An 18,628-nucleotide genomic window follows, 5' to 3' on the forward strand; every position below is an offset into this window, starting at 1 on the left:
CCTTCTATTGTTTTTTGATTGGATGTTCCAAATCTTCATGACCCATTAAGCTCTCGACTGCTTCGCCGTCCACGAGAATGTCCAGGGAAGCCACGTCGTCGAATTGAAAATACGTCTGCGTGACCGCTGCGATAGCAAGCTGTTCTCCGGGCGCTCCCAGTCTCGCGTCATCGGGCAGATGGACGTCGATCGTTACCGCGTCACCGTCCTGCTTGGCGCTGAGAAGCTCCGCGTTCTTCCATAATGAGCCTTCGCCCTTGTCGCCGTCCTTCTGTAGCGCCGCGAACGTCGCAGACAGCTTCTCGCTCGCGTCGGCGTATTCGATTTCCGTTTTTTGCGCATGCAGGTCGATCATTTGATCATCGGTGTAATAGACGGATATCGACGCTTTCGTCTTCTCGGGCGTTGTCGTCGCGGGTTCCGAGACATTTCCCGGATCGGTCGCGCCTCCCGCACCTCCCGCGGCTCCGGTGCTGCCGGCGTTCCCCGCGTTATTCGCGTTTCCCGCATTCCCGGCATTTGTCGTCGCGTCAGTACTTCCGTCGCCGTTCTCGGAAACCGATTGGTTCTGATTGTTCGCCCCCGCGTTCTCGAGAGGCTGCTTTTTCGCTCCGCAGGCGCTTAAAGAAACGACCAAGGCAGCCGCAACGGAAACCAGCATAACCGTTTTCGTCATCTGACGCTTCATCTGCATCCTCCTAGCTGATCTTCAAGTATTCTTTGATTCCCGCCACGATTTCCTGCGCGATTTTGTCCTGCTTCGCGCTGTTGTACAGCACGGCGCTGTCGTTGCTGTTGGAAAGGTAGCCCGCCTCGAGCAATATCGCCGGCATCGTCGTTTCCCGGATGACGTGATAATTGCCCGATCTGACGCCGCGGTCGTTCAAACCGGTTCCCGCGACGAGATGCTTATGCATCACTTTCGCGAAAGCCAGGCTGTCCGAACGCCAGTAATACGTTTCGGATCCGCTGGCGGTTGCGGTCGTCGCCATATTCGCGTGGAAGGAAATAAATAAATCCGCCGGCAGGTTGTTGGCATAATTCGCCCGATCGGCCAGCTCGACGAACGTATCGTCCGAGCGAGTCAAGTACGGTTTGATTTTCGGTTCTTTGTCCAATAGCGCTTTTACCTTCAACGTGATGGCCAGGTTATATTCCTTCTCCTTACGGCCGTTGACGCTGCTCGCGCCCGGATCCTTGCCGCCGTGACCCGCGTCCAGCACGACTTTGAACATGCCGTCGTCCGGCGTCGTGCCCGGATCCGTAGCCGGCGGATCCACGATCGGACCGGTCTGCTCCAGCACGTCGATGCGGATGACGTGGTCTTCATCGGTGACCTTGTAATTGGTCGGGGCAGCCAAATCTAGCACGACCCGGACCGTCGACGGCTTGTCCGAATAATAAGAGTACCGGACTTTGCTGAGCGTCGGATGGGAGTCGATCACGATTTCGCCGGTTTTGGCGCCGTTGCCGGCGGGGATAAAGCCCGGCGTGAAATAAGGATCGAAATTCATAGCCGGCAAATCGATCACGACGCGCTCCGGATCGTGGAGCACTTGCGTCTTGGCATCGCCGAAATCGCCTTCGTACGGCAAATAGATGCTGCCGAGGCCGTCATACGTAATGGACTTCAGAAGCGCCGTCTCGTCGGTGGAAGGGATGGTCGTACCGCCCCCGGCCCCCGGATCTGTGCTTCCCGTGTCCGAACCGTCGCTTCCGTCGGCGGGGGCGGACGTACCGCCGTCTCCCGAACCGCCGGCCGGCGGCGGATTATCCACGAGCTTGGAGTACATATGTACAGCGCGGGTTTCTGCGTCCCAATACACGTCTAAACCGAACTGCTCGCCTACGAATCGGAGCGGAACGAACGTTACGCCGTTCGTAATCGCCGCCGGCGCTTCAAGGCCGACTTCCCGATCGTTGACAACGGCCTTCTTGCTTCCGATCGTCAGCACGACGATGGTTTCCCCGTTGGATATCGTTACGTTCGGAGAAGTCCAGTTGACGTCGTAGCCGAGTCCTTCCGTCACGGTACGGATCGGCACGAGCGTCGACGAGCCGACGATCTTAGGATCCGCGCTGCTTGACAGTTGTTTGCCATTCAGATAAAGCTTGGGTGCTTCCGCTGCTCCCACAAGACCCGGGAACAAAGTGACCAGAAACGACATTAGCAAAACAGCGGTTACAAACTTCTTCATCTTTCACCTCAATGACTGTTTTTTCGCCTTGAAGCAGCTCGTACAAGACGATGCTTACAGACGTTAATTAGACGCTGCTTGTCAGAAAAAGTTGCGTTTATAGGAAAAATGTAGCTAAAAAAAATGATAAAAAGAAAACCCCGGCACGAATGCCGGGGTCGGGAAGAAAATCAACCGGATTTCTCCTCCGAATATAAGTTCGCGTCCATGGCCTGAATAAATGGCGTCCAATCCGTTGCCGCATAAAGGCAAAGCCGGTGCATGGCGCGCGTACAGGCCGTATAAAAGAGCTTGCGCTCCCCTTCGCGCGAATAAGCTTGCGCGGAAGCATCGTAGATCAACACCGCGTCGAACTCGACGCCTTTGGCGAGATAAGCCGGAATGACCATGGTTCCCGATTCGAATGCGACCGATTCCTTCGTGATCAACCGCAAAGACTCGCATCCGTGAGCCTGCAAAGCCTCGTACGCATCGCGGCTGCCGGCCGCGGTCTTCGCGATGACGGCGACGGAGCCGAAGCCCTCGGACAGAAGCGCCGAGATATCCGCCGCGATTCGCCTCGTCCGCTCCTCTTCGCCAATCGTCCTGACGATGAGCGGCTTTCGGCCGTTTCGCTCGAAAGGAATGATCTCCCCGCCGTCCGGCAGCAGCGCCATCGTGAATTCCACGATCTCGCGGGTCGAGCGATAACTGCGGACCAAGCGGTAACGGCATGTCTCGTCTTCACCATAGAGTCGGACGAGCGGCGATTCCGCATCGCTCAGATTCGTTGCCTGCGTGAAGATCGCTTGACCGAAATCGCCGAGCACCGTCATATGGGCTCTGGGAAACAGCTTCTTGAGGTAAGCATATTGGAAGACCGAATAATCCTGACCCTCGTCGATGACCAGATGCCGGACTTCCGTATTCGTACGAACGCCTTCGACGAGTTCCTTCATCAGCAGGAACGGGGTTGCGTCCTCATAACCCAATTCTTGCCTGTCGAGCTTCGCCTTCGTTTGTTTGCAAATCTCCGGCCAATGCGCAGGCATCTTCGGTTCGCCGGTCATTTCGCGATACGAGCTTTCGTCCTCGAACAATTGCGCGTATAAACCGCTTGCGTCCACGAATTTCAATCGCTTGACGTTCCGTCTGATCGGCTTGAAGCGTTCCTCTACGATCATTCGGCGCAGCAGTTCTTCCTCCTGCTCGGCAATATCGAAAACCTCCTCTGCCCGCCTTACCTTCTTGTTCAGCGTATCGAGGGCTCTCACGTATTGCTCGGCAAAATCGAAAATGCCTTCCTCTCTCCGATAGCTCTTGAGCAGCTCCTCGTGAACGCGCTCGTATTGATCGCTATCGAGGTAGTTCATCTGTTCCTGCACCCATTGCGCATCGCGCTCCTTGTTCTCGAGCGCCGTTAATTCGCCCAGCAGCCATTCCTGCAGAAGCTCGACGCGATTGGTCAGGCGAATGCTCGAATCATAGCCGTAGAACTGCGTATACATCCGTTCCGCGGAGATCAACTCGCGATCCTCGAACCGGATGGCGGCGAATCGCATTCCCTTCCGACCGAGCCATGTCGCATAGTTTTGAAGCGCACGGAGAAAATCTTCCGATGCCTTATACGCGATTCCGCTCAGCCTTGCTTCGTATCCGGTCTCGCATTCCCGGGTCAATACATACTCGATCTGGTCGAACGGATCCTCGAGCGTGAACGTGGAACCGAGCCAATAGGCAAGATATTCCTGGAAGGTGGTCTGCTGCATGTTCTCCTCGCCAAGCTCGGGCAACACCGTCGCTACGTAGCTGCCGAATATCGGATTCGGCGAAAACAGCACGATTTGGTCGGCCTTGAGCGTCTGGCGGTGTTTGTACAGCAAATAGGCAATCCGCTGCATGGCGGCCGAGGTTTTCCCGCTGCCCGCCGCGCCTTGGACGATAACCATCCGGTCGGCGTCATTGCGAATGATGGCGTTTTGATCTTTCTGGATCGTGGCCACGATGCTTTTCATTTGGGCATCCGCCCCTTTGCCGAGCACCTGCTGCAGCAATTCATCGCCGATCGTCACGTTCGAATCGAACACATGCTGGAGCTCCCCGTCGCGAATTTGATATTGCCGCTTGAGGGTCATCGTGCCTGCGATGTCTCCCCCTGGGGCGGCAAAGGAAACCTCTCCCGGCGAATAATCGTAATACAGGCTCGCAATAGGCGTCCGCCAGTCGTACACGAGGAAATTCATGCCGTCTTCATCCGCGAAGGACGACACCCCGACATACACCTGTTCGCGAAGATCCGTGCCCGTCTCTTGAAAATCGATCCGGCCGAAGTATGGGGACGGGAGAAGACGGTTCATATTCTTCCACTGCTGCACCAATAGTCCGTGGCTGCGCTCCCGTTCGACCAATACCGCTTCCTGCTGTCGGATCGTATAGAAGGTCTCTTCGAAATCCTCGGCCGTGCTCGCGTTGACCGTAACTTCCTCCCAGAACCGCCTGCGAATCTCGTTCACCTGTTCGTGCAGCCCGGCTTCCTGCGGATCCAGCCCGGCAAGCCTCTTTTTCAACTTCGCCTTGATCAGATCCAATCGCTCCACCTCTTGCTTCCATTCCATATCGCGCATCATGCTCGCGAACACGCTCCTTTTCGGCCTCGATGGGAGAATAAAAGAACATTTGACAACACTTGCGTTACTGTGGTAATATTAAATTGTAGAGTAAGATGGGTTTACTATGAAGAAATTTAAAATAATTTACAAAGCGAGACTTTATCATAGCATAAGGCTTCCCCGCCCGCAATAGAAAAAGAGATAAACATCAAAGAGCCATGGCTTTCCGCCATGGCTCTTTTCTATTGCTGCAACGCTCATTTCGATCGATGCCCCATTTAATTCGACCGCAATACTCTTCTTAACGAATTACGACCCCAGTTCCTCGCGCATGTTCAGTTTTAGACGCTTTGGGGATTGCGCTAACCCGAAGTAAGCCAGCAGCGCCAGCACGCTGGTCGACAGAATGATCACGCCCATGGGCACGGCCGAATACTCGCCCGCGATGCCGACGAGCGGCGACGTGATCGCGCCAAGCAGAAACGGCAGCAGGCCGAGCAAGGCCGACGCGCTTCCCGCCATATGGCTTTGGGATTCCATCGCGAGCGAGAACGAAGCGGTGGACGTGATCCCGATCGAGGCGACGAAGCAGAATAACGGCGCGACCAGCGCGAGGAGCGGTCCATGCAGCAAGATGACCATAAGTGCCGTGAGGCTGGCCGCGGCGGACAACAATAATCCGATCACCACGAATCGCCGCTCCGACACGACGTGATTCAAACGGCCCACCAGTTGCGAGCCGATGATCAGGCTGATGCCGTTCGAGCCGAACAATAACGCAAACACCGTCGGCGATACCCCGTATATCTTCTGGTAGATGAACGGCGTGCCGGACACGTAAGCGAAGACGCCGCCGATCATGATGCCTTGGGCCAGTGCGTATCCGAGGAACTTACGGTCGCGGAGCAGCGTTTGCACTCCTTTGAACAGCTGGCTGAAATTGCTGGCCATACGATTTTCCGGCGGAAGGGTTTCTTTCAGGCCGGCGGTCGCCCAAAGAACGAGCACGATCCCGACCGTACCTAAAACGACGAATACCCCTACCCACGTCGTAAACGATATCACGCCGCTTCCCGCCACCGGCGCGATGAGCGGAAACAGATTGTTCACCAACATCAAAAGCGAAAAGAAGCGCGTCAGTTCCGGCCCGCTGTATAGATCGCGGACGACGGCACGGGAAATGACGATTCCCGCGGAGGCGGCGAAGCCTTGAATAAAACGCGCCGCGATGAAGCAATAAATATTCGGCGAGATCGCGCAGACGAACGAGGCGACCAAATAAAGCATCAGCGACAGGATGACGGGCTTCCGCCTGCCGTGCACGTCGCTTAACGGGCCCATGATGATCTGCCCCAATCCTAGGCCGATCAAGCAAGCGGTCAAACTTAACTGCACCAGCGACGCGCGCGTGCCGAAATCCGCCGTGATTTCGGGAAAGGACGGCAAATACATATCGATCGTGAGCGGTCCCAGGGCCGAAAAAGCGCCTAACAGGAGCACGAGCCTCCAGCGGTTGTTTGTTTTTACTTGTTGCACGAGTCGGTTTCTCCAATCCTGATTCTCTGTCTCTATGGTTTAGTGGCGTTCTTCAAACGATTATACAACAGTCTAATCATGGAATGAACCTATTTTTTCTTGGAATATAGAAAGGCTGCCGGAATTTTTCCCGACAGCCCGATGCTTATAACTTCATTAGAACGCGACGCGGCTTGCTTCGTAGGCGGAGATTTTGTCTTCGTGCTGAAGCGTCAGTCCGATATCGTCCAACCCGAGCAGCAGGAATTGGCGGCGATGCTCGTCGAGATCGAACGGAATGCTGAGGCCGGCATTGTCGGAAATCGTTTTGTTTTCCAGATCGACCGTCAGCTTGTAGCCTTCCGTGTTCGCCGTGCGTTGGAACAGCTCTTCGACCTGCTCTTCGCTCAGCTTGATCGGCAGGATGCCGTTCTTGAAGCAGTTATTGTAGAAGATATCCGCGTACGAAGGCGCGATGATGACTTTGAAGCCGTAATCCAGAATCGCCCATGGCGCATGTTCGCGGGAAGAACCGCAGCCGAAGTTCGCGCGGGAAATCAATACCTCCGCGCCTTGGTAGCGGGGTTGGTTCAGGCTGAACGAATCGATGACGTTGCCCTTCTCGTCCCAGCGCCATTCGAAGAACAGGAATTGGCCGAAGCCGCTGCGCTCGATCCGCTTCAAAAATTGTTTCGGGATGATCGCGTCCGTATCTACGTTAACGCGGTCTACCGGAGCTACGAGACCGGTCAGTTGTTTGAAAGCATCCATGTTGGTTGTCTCCTCTCTCTTCTTCGTGTTAGTTCAGCACTTCGGACTTGATTTTCCAGTCGCGCACGTCCGTGAATTTGCCCATGATCGCGGCAGCCGCTGCCATCGCGGGGGAAACCAGATGCGTACGTCCGCCACGGCCTTGACGGCCTTCGAAGTTACGGTTGGACGTCGACGCGCAGCGTTGTCCGGGCTCGAGCACGTCCGGATTCATCGCGAGGCACATCGAGCACCCGGCATCGCGCCATTCGAAGCCCGCTTCCGTGAATACTTGATCGAGGCCTTCCTTCTCGGCTTGGATCTTCACGCGTCCGGAGCCCGGCACGACGATCGCCGTTACGCGGTCGCTGACCTTGTAGCCTTTGGCGATCTCGGCGGCCGCGCGCAAGTCTTCGATCCGGCCGTTCGTGCAGGAACCGATAAAGACGTAATCGATCTCGATCTCGTTCATAGGCGTGCCAGGCGTGAGACCCATGTATTCAAGCGCCTTCTCGGCGGCTTTGCGCTCGTTCTCCGTAGGAAGTTCGGCCGGTACCGGCACGCTCTTCGTGATGTCGGTGCCCATGCCGGGGCTCGTTCCCCAGGTAACCTGCGGGATCAAGGCATCAACGTCGAATTCGACGACTTTGTCGAACGCCGCGCCTTCATCCGTCGCGAGTTCTTGCCATATAGCAACCGCGCGGTCGAACGCTTCGCCTTGCGGCGCGTACTCGCGGCCGCGCAAGTAGTTGAACGTCGTTTCGTCGGGCGCGATCAGACCGGCGCGGGCGCCTGCTTCGATCGACATGTTGCAGACCGTCATGCGCTCTTCCATCGACAGGCTGCTGATCGCTTCGCCCGTGAATTCCATGACGTAGCCGGTACCGAAATCGGTGCCGTACTGGGCAATGACGCCGAGAATCATGTCTTTCGCCGTTACGCCGGGTTTGCGCTTGCCGTTAAAGCGAACTTCCATCGTCTTCGCTTTGGACTGCTGCAAGCATTGCGTCGCAAGCACGTGCTCCACCTCGGAGGTGCCGATGCCGAACGCCAACGCGCCGAAAGCGCCGTGCGTGGACGTGTGGCTGTCGCCGCAAACGATCGTTTTGCCCGGGTGCGTCAAGCCTAGCTCGGGCCCCATAACGTGAACGACGCCTTGGTCGATGCTGTCAAGATCGAACAATTTGACGCCGAAATCCTTGCAGTTTTGCGTCAGCGTGTCGATCTGCTGCTTGGAGATCGGATCGCTGATGTTGAAGCGGTCTTTCGTCGGCACGTTGTGATCCATCGTCGCGAACGTCAGGTCGGGACGGCGGACTTTGCGGCCCGTCAGGCGAAGGCCTTCGAAAGCTTGCGGCGAAGTGACCTCGTGCACGAGCTGCAGGTCGATATAAATGATGCTCGGTTTTCCGGCTTCGGCATTAATGACGTGGTTATCCCAAATCTTCTCAAACATCGTTCTCTTCGTCATAATTATCACCTCATAAGTTCGTTTGCGCATGCTATTGATCCAATGCAGTCATCATAGCATTTCTTTCTTCATTGATCCAAGATATAATATCTATAATAGCAATAGGTATGGCCTATGATGATCCTAGCTTAAATCCCCTACGAAGGGAAGTGCATATACTTGGAACTTCGCCAGCTGCAGTACGTCATCCAAATCGCCAAAGAGAAAAACTTCTCCCGCGCCGCCGAGAAACTGCATATCGCGCAGCCTTCGCTCAGCCAGCAGCTCTCCAAGCTGGAAAAAGAAATCGGCGTCCTTTTGTTCAGGCGCACGACCAATTCCGTCGAACTGACGCATGCCGGCGCCGTCTTCGTCGAGAAAGCCGAGGGCATTCTCGACAACGTCGAACAATTGAAGCAGGAGCTGGACGACCTCGCGCATATGCGCAAGGGCAAGCTCGTCGTCGGCAGCCTGTCCATCACGGGCTCCCATGTCCTCCCCATCGTGCTCCCGATATTCGGCCGCCAATACCCCGAGATCGAAGTCCTGCTGGTCGAGGACACGCCATCGAAGCTGGAGCAGCTGACCGCCAGCGGTCAAACCGACCTCAGCTTGCTCGCGTTGCCGCTGCATGAGCCCTCGCTGGAATGGCTTCCGATTATCGAAGAAGAAATCATGCTTGCCGTCCCGCCCGGCCATCCGCTGGCCAAACGCACGAAGCCCGTCAGCGTGGCCGAGCTGCGGTCCGAGCCGTTCATCGTCCTCAAGAAAGGACAAGGCTTCCGCCAAATCGTCCTGGAAACCTGCGAAGAAGCCGGCTTCGAACCCCGAATCGTCTTCGAAAGCACCAACATCGAAACCGTGCAGTCGCTCGTGGCAGCGGGGATGGGCATCACATTCGTGCCGCGGATGCTCAAGCGGGAGGCTACCGGCGAACTGGCGCCGGCCTACCTGGACTTCGCGGCCCCGAAGCCGACGAGAACGCTCGTCGTCGCAAGCCGCAAAGGCCGCTATCTCTCGAGAGCGGCCGAAGCCTTTATCGAAACGATGAACCGGACGGTGGAGGAGCATTTCGGCTCCTCCTGAACTTTCGGCTTCCTAATAGAGCGACGGTCTGCGGTCCTCGAACACGGGGATCTTGGCGCGCACGGCCTCGACGAGCGCCAGGTCGATTTCCGCTCGCAGGATCGTCTCCTGTTCGCCCGCTTCGGCGACGATCTCGCCCCAGGGGTCGATGATCATGGAATGCCCGAAGAACGACGTCTCGCCGCTCTGGCCGCAGCGGTTGCACGCGATCACGAACATCTGGTTCTCGATCGCCCTGGCCATGAGCAGCGTCCGCCAGTGGTGAATCCGCGGATTCGGCCATTGGGCGGGAACGAACATCGCCTGCGCTCCGTTCAAGGCAAGCTTGCGGGCCAGCTCTGGAAACCGGATATCGTAGCAGATCATCATGCCTGCTTGGATCCCCCCCGCCGTCAACGTCCCGAGCCTTTCCCCGGATTGCAGGTATTTCTCTTCGTCCATCAGCCGAAACAGATGAATTTTGGAATAATCGTCCGTCAATTCCCCGCGCTCGTTGAACGCATAGATCGTATTGTAAACCCCGCCCGACCGTTTCTCCGCGATGGAGCCGCCGATGATTTGCACGCCATGCTTCCGCGCGAAACCGGAAAATAACGCTTTCGTGCGCTCCCCTTCGGGATCCGCGATCGATTCGATTTCTTCAAGGGCGTAGCCCGTATTCCACATTTCCGGCAGCATGATCAGATCCGGCTTCGTATCGCCCTCGACCGCTTCCGCGAGCCGCGCCTCCAGCCGTTTGAAATTCGCATCCGGATATCCCGCATCCACGTGCATCTGCACCAATGCCAACCGCAATTTATTTCCGCTCATTCCAATGCCTCCCGTTTCCCATGACGGCAACCGCCGCAACGGCGCGCGTATCCCTGTTATGCGCAGTTTTACCTAATCATAACGTCTCATGCTCGGCTGTCAAGATGGGCAACGTAAGTACGAAACGAATCCATTCCCATCAAAGGAGCCCATGAGATGAAAATACGGAGCATTAATATTCTCGCCGCATTTGCACTTCTGCTTTATTTGTTGATTCCGATGTCCGCCAACGCCGCAGCCCTCAACGACCATCACGAGGCGGATCAGCGGCCGGTTCAGGCCTTCGACGTCGTCGAAGGCAAAGTCGTCAAAACGATTCCCAACGGCCCGCAATTCCAGGATTACGCGAAGTCTTGGCTCAAGGGCGTAACCGGCTTGTCCCCCAAGCTGCAGGCGGAAGACAAATGCGGCTACGTATTCCGGATTCCGCTCGATCAGCCGACCGCGGTTAAAGCCGGTTCCGAGCAGGTCATGACCCAGGACGTGTTCTTGTTCTACTGCCCGAAAAAACCGCAGCTGCTGCTTATTTTCGACGAAAACCGCAAACCTTATTTACTGAAATTCAAAGCCGACATCAAACCGTTCCTGAAGGCGATGGACCTGTAGCCCAAACCGCCGCTCCCGCCAATGCTCGACACTTATTCGGTCATTATGCTACATTTAGGCAGAGAATAAGGGTGGAGGCTTACGATGGAACGCAAACAATCATTTCAAATCAAACCGGCGGCCCGCATGACGGGTTTGCCGGCTCAATTTTTCGCCGCCCTCGTGCGCAAAGCGAACGCGCAAGCGGCCAAAGGACGCGACGTCATCAATTTGGGGCAAGGGAATCCGGATCGGCCGACGCCGCCCCATATCGTCCAAGCGCTGCAGGATGCCGCTCCGAACCCGTTGTACCACAAGTATCCCCCGTTTAGCGGCTTTCCTTTTCTGAAGCAGGCCGTTGCGCAGAGATACAAGGAAGATTACGGCGTGGAGCTCGATCCCGAGAAGGAAGTCGCGATCTTGTTCGGCGGCAAAACCGGGTTGATCGAAATCAGCCAATGCTTGCTGAATCCGGGCGATGTCTGCCTCGTGCCGGATCCCGGCTATCCGGATTATTGGTCCGGCGTCGCGCTCGCGGGCGGCGTCATGGAATACATGCCGCTTATAGAAGGCAACGGCTTCCTGCCCGACTACGATGCCGTCTCCGCGGATGCCGCGAATAAAGCGAAGCTGATGTTCGTCAATTACCCGAACAACCCGACAGGCGCGACGGCCGGACCCGAATTTTACGCGAAAACGGTCGAGTTCGCGGCGAAGCACGGCATCGTCGTCGCGAGCGATTTCGCCTACGGCGCGATCGGCTTCGACGGCAACGCGCCGGTCAGCTTCCTGCAGACGCCGGGAGCCAAGGAAGTCGGCGTCGAATTTTACACGCTGTCCAAAACGTACAATATGGCCGGCTGGCGCGTCGGCTTCGCGCTCGGCAACCCGGAAGTCGTGTCGCTGATCAACTTGATTCAGGACCATTACTATTGCAGCTTGTTCGGCGGCATCCAGGATGCGGCCGCGATGGCTTTGACCGGTCCCCAGGAGTGCGTCACGGAGCTGACGGCCGCTTACGAGAGCCGCCGCGACGCGCTCTTCGCCGCGATGGGCGAGATCGGCTGGGAAAGCCCTAAGCCGAGCGGCTCCTTCTTCTGCTGGCTTCCGGTGCCGAAAGGACATACGTCCATATCGTTCGCGGATCATGTGCTGGAGCATGCGGATGTCGTCTTGGCACCGGGCGTGGGCTTCGGAACGCATGGCGAAGGGTATGTGCGCCTTGGGCTGCTGGCTCCGGAGGAACGGCTGCAGGAAGCGATCCACCGCATCGGCAAGCTGCATTTGTTCGGGTGACCTGAACCCTATCGGCCCGCAAAGTCCGTCTTTGCGGGCCTTCGCTTGCTTTACAGCGCGGCGCCGAGCATGGTATGCTTGCTGTAATTGAACACGAGCAACGTCTTGACGGGGCTAAGTATGCAATCCGCGACGCGACCAGAGAGTAAATTCGTACGCTGCGAGAATTTACCGCGTTCGCTGCAGAAACCCACCCCTGAACGGCCGGCGACGAGTCGGACAGCGGCCTGCTGTTATCAGGTCTTTAAGCCGAACGGCATGCGTCCAGCTCTCTCTGGCACGGCATGGCGTTAATAAAGGTGGTACCGCGGAAGTCGAACTTTCGTCCTTTGTTTCTATGACAAGGACGGAAGTTTTTTTATTTGCCCGTTGTCCAATCAGGGGAAAGGTTGAGCGCGAGATGACAGATACCATTGTAGTCAAAATCGGCAGCAGCTCGCTGACGTCGGAAGAAGGCGGACTGAACCGCGAACGCATTGCTTTCTTCGCCGATGAATTGGCGGCCCTGCACGAGTCCGGCCATCAAGTGCTGCTCGTCACGTCCGGCGCCGTTGCGGCCGGTTTCCGAAAAATCGGCTATGCGTCGCGGCCAAAGATCGTGCACGAGAAGCAAGCAGCAGCCGCTGTCGGCCAGGCGCTGCTCATGCAAGCATACCAAGAGGCATTTGCTGCCTACGGCAGCCGAGGCGGCGTGGGCGTCGCGCAGATTCTGCTCACGCGAGCCGATTTCTCCAACCGCAAGCGGATCCAAAACGCGCAGCTGACCATCGAGGAGCTGCTCAAGCAGCGCATGGTGCCGATCATCAACGAGAACGACACGGTAGCGACGGACGAATTGAAATTCGGCGACAACGACACGTTGTCGGCGCTGGTCAGCAACATGGTGAAGGCGAAGCGGCTGGTAATCATTACCGATATGGACGGGCTCTATACCGAAGATCCGCGTATCAACCCCCATGCCCTTCGCATCGATCGGGTCGATCAAATATCGGACGATATCCTGAGCATTGCCGGCGGGGCCGGATCCTCGGTCGGGACGGGCGGGATGCGGTCCAAGATCGAAGCGGCCCGAATCGCCATGAGAGGCGGCGTCCCGGCGTTCATCGGCAGAGTCCTGGAGCCGGGAGATCTGATGCACGCCGTCCGCGGCGACGGCAGAGGCACCTATTTCGACACGAGCCTGCATAACCTGCCCATGAAGAAGCAGTGGCTCGGCTTCCACTCCATGCCGCAGGGCCGCATCATCGTCGACGAAGGCGCGGAGCAGGCGCTGCTGCAGGGCGGCAAAAGCCTCCTCCCCGCCGGCATCCGGTCGATCGAGGGCGATTTTCACCCCGGCGACGTCGTGGAGGTATGCAATTTGCAAGGTCAGACGCTCGGCCGCGGCGTCGTCAATTATGCCGCATGGCAGGCGCAAGCGGCGGCGGGACTCAGCTCGGAGGAAGTGCGCAAACGGGTCGAGGTCGCCCGCATGGAAGTCATACACCGGGACGAATGGGTTTCGCTAAAAGCATGAATGATACAGAAAGAAGGGGTAACGATGGGCGAAGTACGCGAGAAAGCCGCGCTGGCCAAGCAAGCCGCGCAAATCATGAACCGCATGACGACGAAGCAAAAGAATCAAGCCCTGCTCGCCATGGCCGAAGCGCTGATCGAACAGCAGGAATCGATCATTGCCGCCAACGCGCTCGATATCGAGCGCGGCAGAAGCAACGGGACGAGCGAGTCGCTGCTTGACCGGTTGAAGCTGACGCCGGCGCGGATCCAAGGCATCGCCGAGGGCTTGCGCCAGGTGGAAGGGCTGCCGGATCCGACCGGCTTGACGCTGGAGTCGTTCCAGCGCCCGAACGGCTTGCGCGTAGAGAAAATCGCGGTGCCGCTCGGCGTCATCGGCATGATCTACGAGGCGCGTCCGAACGTCACGGTGGACGCCGCCGGACTTTGCCTCAAGACGGGTAACGCCGTCGTCCTGCGCGGCGGATCCGCGGCGCTGGAATCCAATCGCCGGATCGTCGAGGTGCTGCGCGAAACGTTGGCAAGCACTGCGCTTCCGGCGGATGCGCTGCAGCTGATCGAGGATCCGTCGCGCGCATCCGTCGACGAGATGCTGAAATTAAACGGCTTGCTCGACGTCGTCATTCCGCGAGGCGGCGCTTCGCTCATCCGCAACGTCGTCGAGAACGCGACGGTGCCGGTCATCGAGACCGGCGCAGGCATCTGCCACACCTTCGTGGACGAAAGCGCAAGCTACGATATGGCTGCCGACATCGCCTTCAACGCGAAGGTACAGCGTCCGTCGGTTTGCAACTCCATGGAAACGCTGCTGGTTCACGAAAAGTTCGCGGGCAAGCATTTGCGGACATTGGCGGACCGTTTCCTGGCGGCAAGCGTCGAACTTCGCGGCTGCGACCGGACCCGTGCGCTCGTCCCTGAAGCCGCTGCCGTAACGGAAGCCGACTACGCCACGGAGTACAGCGATTATATTCTGAACATCCGCGTGGTAGATCATCTCGACGACGCCTTGGAGCATATCGCCCGGTACGGGACGATGCATTCCGAATGCATCGTGACCGAGGACGACTGGAATGCCGCCGCGTTCATGCAGCGCATCGACGCCGCCGCGGTCTACCACAATGCGTCTACCCGCTTCACCGACGGGTTCGAATTCGGCTTCGGCGCCGAAATCGGCATCAGCACCCAAAAGCTTCACGCGCGCGGTCCGATGGGACTGCCCGCGCTGACGACAACCAAATTCCGCGTATTCGGCAACGGCCAAATCCGCGGTTAAACGCGGATTGGTTTGCGTGCGAAGCCAGCGCTTCGCATGCAGCATTCCGCCATCTGAAGGAGGCTCACGGCAATTATGACTACCCTTTCCTCTTCCGGCACAGCGCCGGAAATCGCTTCGCTTAAAATTTGCTTTTACGGCGCCGGTTCCATGGCGGAGGCGCTCGTGCGCGGCATGCTCGACCGCGGCTTGACGGAGCCGGGACAGATCGGCATGATGAACCGCCAGAACGCGGAGCGCATGCACGAGCTGTCCGGCCGGTACGGCATTAACGGCGCGCAGAACGACGCGGACAAAGAAACGATGCTTCGCGAGGCCGATATCGTCTTCCTGGCCATGAAACCGAAGGACGCCGCGGACGCGATCAAACGCGTGCGGGATCTGCTGCACCCCGGCCAAATGATCGTCTCGCTCATTGCCGGCATGACGATCGACACGCTGGAAACGCTGCTCGGCATGCCGATGCCGATCGCGCGCACGATGCCGAACACGTCCAGCACGATCGGTCTCGGCGTTACGGGCATCAGCTTCTCGGCAAGCGTGAGCGCCGATCGGCGCTTGCTCGCGGACGCGATTTTCCAAGCCGTCGGCTTGACGACGATCGTCGAGGAACCGATGCTCGAGGTCGTGACCGGCCTGTCCGGCAGCGGTCCGGCTTATATTTATTACATGATGGAAGCCATGATCGCCGCGGGCGCCAAGCTCGGGCTGACCGAGGACGCCGCGCGCGAGCTGACGATCCAAACGGTACTAGGAGCCGCCCACATGGTAAAAGCTACGGGTGAAGATCCGGCCGAGCTCCGACGCAAAGTCACGTCGCCGAACGGCTCCACCCAGGCGGCCATCGAGAAACTCGACGCTTACCGATTCACGGACGCCGTGCTGAGCGCCATCACGCGCTCCGCCGAACGCGCCGTGGAAATGGGAGCCGAAATCGAAAGGAATGCGAAATCATGAGTCAAGCGGTATGCACGGCCACTTATCGGAGCTACGACGATAAAGCCGATTTTCAGAAAAAAGCGCTCGGCATCGCGGTCGGCCTGACCGTCGGGAGCTGGACCGACCTGCCCGAAGCCCGCAAAGCCGAGATGGAGAAACATCTGGGACGCGTCGTGTCCGTCGACGTGCACGAAGGCACGGAACCGGGCACGCGTTACGCGGATATCGTGATCGCCTACCCGGACGTGAATTTCAGCCGCGACATCCCGGCCCTGCTCGTCACCGTGTTCGGCAAGCTGTCCATGGACGGCAAGATCAAGCTGCTCGACCTCGATTTCTCGTCGGACTTCCTGTCCGCATTCCCGGGACCGAAGTTCGGCATGGCAGGCATCCGCGGCCTGCTCGGCGTCCAGGATCGCCCGCTTCTGATGAGCATTTTCAAATCCGTCATCGGGCATGACCTTCCCAACCTGCGCGATCAATTCTACAAGCAGGCCCTCGGGGGCGTCGATCTGATCAAAGACGACGAGATCCTGTTCGAGAATCCGCTCACGCCGCTGCAGAAGCGCGTCGAAGCCTGCATGGAAGCCGCCCGCCAAGCGGAAGCCGAGACCGGCCAGAAGCTGCTCTACGCCGTCAATCTGACCGGCCCGACCTCGAAGCTCGCTTCGCAGGCGAAGCTGGCGATCGCGGCAGGCGCCAACGCGCTGCTCTTCAACGTGCTGGCGTATGGCTTCGACGCGCTTCACGAGCTTAGCAGCGATCCAGAGATCGCGATCCCGATCGCCGCGCACCCCGCCATGGCCGGCGCGTTCTATCCGTCGCCGCACTACGGCATCGCGGCACCGCTGCTGCTCGGCAAGCTGATGCGGCTGGCCGGCGCGGATCTGGCGCTCTTCCCGTCGCCGTACGGCTCCGTCGTGATGCCGCGCGAAGAGAACCTGGCCGTGCAGGCTGCCTTGATCGATCCTGCCCTGCCGGTCCGCCAGAGCTTTTCCGTTCCCTCGGCCGGCATTCATCCAGGCCTCGTGCCGCTCATCCTGCGCGACTTCGGCACGGACGTCGTCGTCAACGCGGGCGGCGGCATTCACGGCCATCCGATGGGCACGGCCGCCGGCGGACAAGCGTTCCGCCAGGCGATCGACGCGACGCTGAAAGGCATTTCCCTCCCGGACGCGGCCGCGCAGCCGGGGCATGAAGCGCTCCGGACGGCAATCGACAGCTGGGGGTTCAAACAACCATGACCGACAACGAGGTACAGACATCCATGAAGAAGCAGCGCGTCATCTTTTGCGATTTTGACGGGACCATTACCGAGAACGACAATATCGTCGCGATCATTCGCCATTTTAACCCGCCCGGCTGGGAAGCCATCGTAAACGCGATCGTCAGCCAACACAAATCGATCAAGCAAGGCGTAGGCGAGCTGTTCCGCCTCCTCCCGACATCCCGTAAACGGGAAGTGGTCGATTACGCGATCTCCAATGCCCGCATTCGCGAAGGCTTCCCGGAGTTGCTGGACTATTGCAAGGCCAATGATATCCAATTCTACGTCACGAGCGGCGGCATCGACTTTTTCGTATTCCCGCTGCTTGCGCCGTTCGGCATTCCGGAAGACCACATTTACTGCAACGGCAGCGATTTCTCGGGCGAGTCCATCGCGATCACCTGGCCGCATCCTTGCGACGGCGAATGCCTTACCGAGTGCGGCATGTGCAAGACGACGATCATTCGCCGTTTTCCGGCCGAGCGGTACGAACGGATCCTGATCGGAGACAGCGTGACGGATTTCGAAGGCGCGAAGCTGGCCGACGTCGTCTTCGCCCGCTCGCATCTGACGTTGAAATGCGCGGAGCTCGGGCTGCCGTTCCATGAATACGCGACGTTCCATGACGTCATCCACCAATTGAAGCTGCAGGAGGCGAAACCAACCCGATGACCTTTGCACAAATTCCTTTAGAACATAAACAACGGGCGCTCGCGGAGCTCACGGACGTCAAACGCCTCTTCGCGAACCGCGGCTGGTTCCAGGGCACGAGCGGCAACCTGTCCATTCGCGTCGGCGATTACGCACCGGACGATTTTCATTTCGCCATCACGGCGAGCGGCAAGGACAAGTCGTTGTCCACGCCGGAGGATTTCCTGTTCGTCGACCAAGATGGCAAGCCAAGCGAGCCGACGATGCTGAAACCATCCGCCGAGACGCTGATCCACTGCGAGATCTACAAGCAAACGGGCTGCGGCGCGATTTTCCACGTGCACACGGTGTTCAACAACTTGGTGTCCGAACTGTTCTGGGAACGCAAATCGATTCCCGTGGACGGCGTCGAGCTGATCAAAGCGTTCAACATCTGGGACGAGGAAGCGCAGATCGACATTCCGATCGTGTCCAATTTCGCCCATATCCCGAGCATCGTCCCGGAAGTGACGGAACGCTTGGACAAGCGGATCCCGGGCATCATGCTCCGCAAGCACGGCATCTACGCTTGGGGTGCCAACGCGTTCGAGGCGAAGCGCCATCTGGAAGCGTTCGAATTCCTGTTCGAATACGTTTACCGCTGGGAGCTGCTGAAACGCTGATCATCTCCGGCGCGAATACGATAAAAGGCGATATGCCGGGCTG

General features: G+C 58.3%; 16 protein-coding genes. 9 read left to right on the forward strand and 7 right to left on the reverse strand.

What is annotated here, in order from left to right:
* Positions 1-4: 4 nt before the first annotated feature.
* From AC50YL_RS11950 to leuC, 6 genes are all read right to left on the reverse strand, one after another.
* The gene (locus tag AC50YL_RS11950) at positions 5-688 is read right to left on the reverse strand and encodes a GerMN domain-containing protein (RefSeq protein WP_494832146.1); all 684 of its coding nucleotides are present in this window, start codon (positions 686-688) and stop codon (positions 5-7) included.
* Positions 689-698: 10 nt separating this feature from the next.
* Positions 699-2,198, reverse strand: coding sequence for an N-acetylmuramoyl-L-alanine amidase (locus AC50YL_RS11955; protein WP_494832147.1), 1,500 nt, complete (start codon positions 2,196-2,198; stop codon positions 699-701).
* A 170-nt stretch (positions 2,199-2,368) separates the two neighbouring features.
* A complete protein-coding gene (helD, locus tag AC50YL_RS11960) occupies positions 2,369-4,801 on the reverse strand; it encodes an RNA polymerase recycling motor HelD (protein ID WP_494832558.1) in 2,433 nt (810 codons plus the stop codon).
* Positions 4,802-5,095: 294 nt separating this feature from the next.
* Entirely contained in the window at positions 5,096-6,322 is a 1,227-nt protein-coding gene (locus tag AC50YL_RS11965; protein ID WP_494832148.1) for a multidrug effflux MFS transporter, read from the reverse strand.
* 156 nt (positions 6,323-6,478) lie between these two features.
* Positions 6,479-7,072: a 3-isopropylmalate dehydratase small subunit gene (leuD, locus tag AC50YL_RS11970; protein WP_494832150.1), complete on the reverse strand. Its 594-nt coding sequence runs from the start codon at positions 7,070-7,072 to the stop codon at positions 6,479-6,481.
* Between the two features lie 28 nt (positions 7,073-7,100).
* Positions 7,101-8,522 (reverse strand): 3-isopropylmalate dehydratase large subunit, encoded by a 1,422-nt coding sequence (leuC, locus tag AC50YL_RS11975; RefSeq protein WP_494832152.1) that lies wholly within the window; start codon positions 8,520-8,522, stop codon positions 7,101-7,103.
* 159 nt (positions 8,523-8,681) lie between these two features.
* On the opposite strand from leuC, the gene AC50YL_RS11980 reads away from it, so the two are divergent.
* Positions 8,682-9,587: a LysR family transcriptional regulator gene (locus AC50YL_RS11980; protein ID WP_494832153.1), complete on the forward strand. Its 906-nt coding sequence runs from the start codon at positions 8,682-8,684 to the stop codon at positions 9,585-9,587.
* A gap of 12 nt (positions 9,588-9,599) precedes the next feature.
* Here AC50YL_RS11980 and AC50YL_RS11985 read toward each other — a convergent pair whose 3' ends face one another.
* Positions 9,600-10,397 (reverse strand): carbon-nitrogen family hydrolase, encoded by a 798-nt coding sequence (locus AC50YL_RS11985; protein WP_494832155.1) that lies wholly within the window; start codon positions 10,395-10,397, stop codon positions 9,600-9,602.
* A gap of 156 nt (positions 10,398-10,553) precedes the next feature.
* Between AC50YL_RS11985 and AC50YL_RS11990 the strand changes: the two genes are divergently transcribed.
* The 8 genes from AC50YL_RS11990 to mtnB all read left to right on the forward strand — a co-directional run bounded on the left by AC50YL_RS11990 (position 10,554) and on the right by mtnB (position 18,585).
* A complete protein-coding gene (locus AC50YL_RS11990) occupies positions 10,554-11,003 on the forward strand; it encodes a hypothetical protein (protein ID WP_494832157.1) in 450 nt (149 codons plus the stop codon).
* Positions 11,004-11,087: 84 nt separating this feature from the next.
* Entirely contained in the window at positions 11,088-12,278 is a 1,191-nt protein-coding gene (locus AC50YL_RS11995; protein ID WP_494832159.1) for a pyridoxal phosphate-dependent aminotransferase, read from the forward strand.
* A gap of 400 nt (positions 12,279-12,678) precedes the next feature.
* Positions 12,679-13,794, forward strand: a complete 1,116-nt coding sequence (proB, locus tag AC50YL_RS12000; RefSeq protein WP_494832161.1) for a glutamate 5-kinase — start codon at positions 12,679-12,681, stop codon at positions 13,792-13,794.
* Positions 13,795-13,818: 24 nt separating this feature from the next.
* Complete coding sequence (locus AC50YL_RS12005; protein WP_494832162.1) at positions 13,819-15,066, forward strand: glutamate-5-semialdehyde dehydrogenase; 1,248 nt, start codon at positions 13,819-13,821, stop codon at positions 15,064-15,066.
* A 75-nt stretch (positions 15,067-15,141) separates the two neighbouring features.
* Complete coding sequence (gene proC / locus AC50YL_RS12010) at positions 15,142-16,023, forward strand: pyrroline-5-carboxylate reductase (RefSeq protein ID WP_494832163.1); 882 nt, start codon at positions 15,142-15,144, stop codon at positions 16,021-16,023.
* A complete protein-coding gene (locus tag AC50YL_RS12015; protein WP_494832165.1) occupies positions 16,020-17,249 on the forward strand; it encodes a 2,3-diketo-5-methylthiopentyl-1-phosphate enolase in 1,230 nt (409 codons plus the stop codon). The genes proC and AC50YL_RS12015 overlap by 4 nt, the downstream gene beginning before the upstream one ends.
* Positions 17,250-17,272: 23 nt before the next feature.
* Positions 17,273-17,944: a 2-hydroxy-3-keto-5-methylthiopentenyl-1-phosphate phosphatase gene (locus AC50YL_RS12020; RefSeq protein WP_494832560.1), complete on the forward strand. Its 672-nt coding sequence runs from the start codon at positions 17,273-17,275 to the stop codon at positions 17,942-17,944.
* Positions 17,941-18,585: a methylthioribulose 1-phosphate dehydratase gene (gene mtnB, locus AC50YL_RS12025; protein WP_494832166.1), complete on the forward strand. Its 645-nt coding sequence runs from the start codon at positions 17,941-17,943 to the stop codon at positions 18,583-18,585. The genes AC50YL_RS12020 and mtnB overlap by 4 nt, the downstream gene beginning before the upstream one ends.
* The last annotated feature ends 43 nt before the right edge of the window (positions 18,586-18,628 follow it).

The sequence above is a fragment of the Paenibacillus sp. J22P277 genome (assembly GCF_059383675.1).

Coding starts and splice junctions, on each gene's coding strand:
- AC50YL_RS11950 (WP_494832146.1), bottom strand. CDS start 688: ATGAAGCGTCAGATGACGAAAACGGTTATGCTGGTTTCCGTTGCGGCT.
- AC50YL_RS11955 (WP_494832147.1), bottom strand. CDS start 2,198: ATGAAGAAGTTTGTAACCGCTGTTTTGCTAATGTCGTTTCTGGTCACT.
- helD (WP_494832558.1), bottom strand. CDS start 4,801: ATGCGCGATATGGAATGGAAGCAAGAGGTGGAGCGATTGGATCTGATC.
- leuD (WP_494832150.1), bottom strand. CDS start 7,072: ATGGATGCTTTCAAACAACTGACCGGTCTCGTAGCTCCGGTAGACCGC.
- leuC (WP_494832152.1), bottom strand. CDS start 8,522: ATGACGAAGAGAACGATGTTTGAGAAGATTTGGGATAACCACGTCATT.
- AC50YL_RS11985 (WP_494832155.1), bottom strand. CDS start 10,397: ATGAGCGGAAATAAATTGCGGTTGGCATTGGTGCAGATGCACGTGGAT.
- AC50YL_RS11990 (WP_494832157.1), top strand. CDS start 10,554: ATGAAAATACGGAGCATTAATATTCTCGCCGCATTTGCACTTCTGCTT.
- AC50YL_RS11995 (WP_494832159.1), top strand. CDS start 11,088: ATGGAACGCAAACAATCATTTCAAATCAAACCGGCGGCCCGCATGACG.
- proB (WP_494832161.1), top strand. CDS start 12,679: ATGACAGATACCATTGTAGTCAAAATCGGCAGCAGCTCGCTGACGTCG.
- AC50YL_RS12005 (WP_494832162.1), top strand. CDS start 13,819: ATGGGCGAAGTACGCGAGAAAGCCGCGCTGGCCAAGCAAGCCGCGCAA.
- proC (WP_494832163.1), top strand. CDS start 15,142: ATGACTACCCTTTCCTCTTCCGGCACAGCGCCGGAAATCGCTTCGCTT.
- AC50YL_RS12015 (WP_494832165.1), top strand. CDS start 16,020: ATGAGTCAAGCGGTATGCACGGCCACTTATCGGAGCTACGACGATAAA.
- AC50YL_RS12020 (WP_494832560.1), top strand. CDS start 17,273: ATGAAGAAGCAGCGCGTCATCTTTTGCGATTTTGACGGGACCATTACC.
- mtnB (WP_494832166.1), top strand. CDS start 17,941: ATGACCTTTGCACAAATTCCTTTAGAACATAAACAACGGGCGCTCGCG.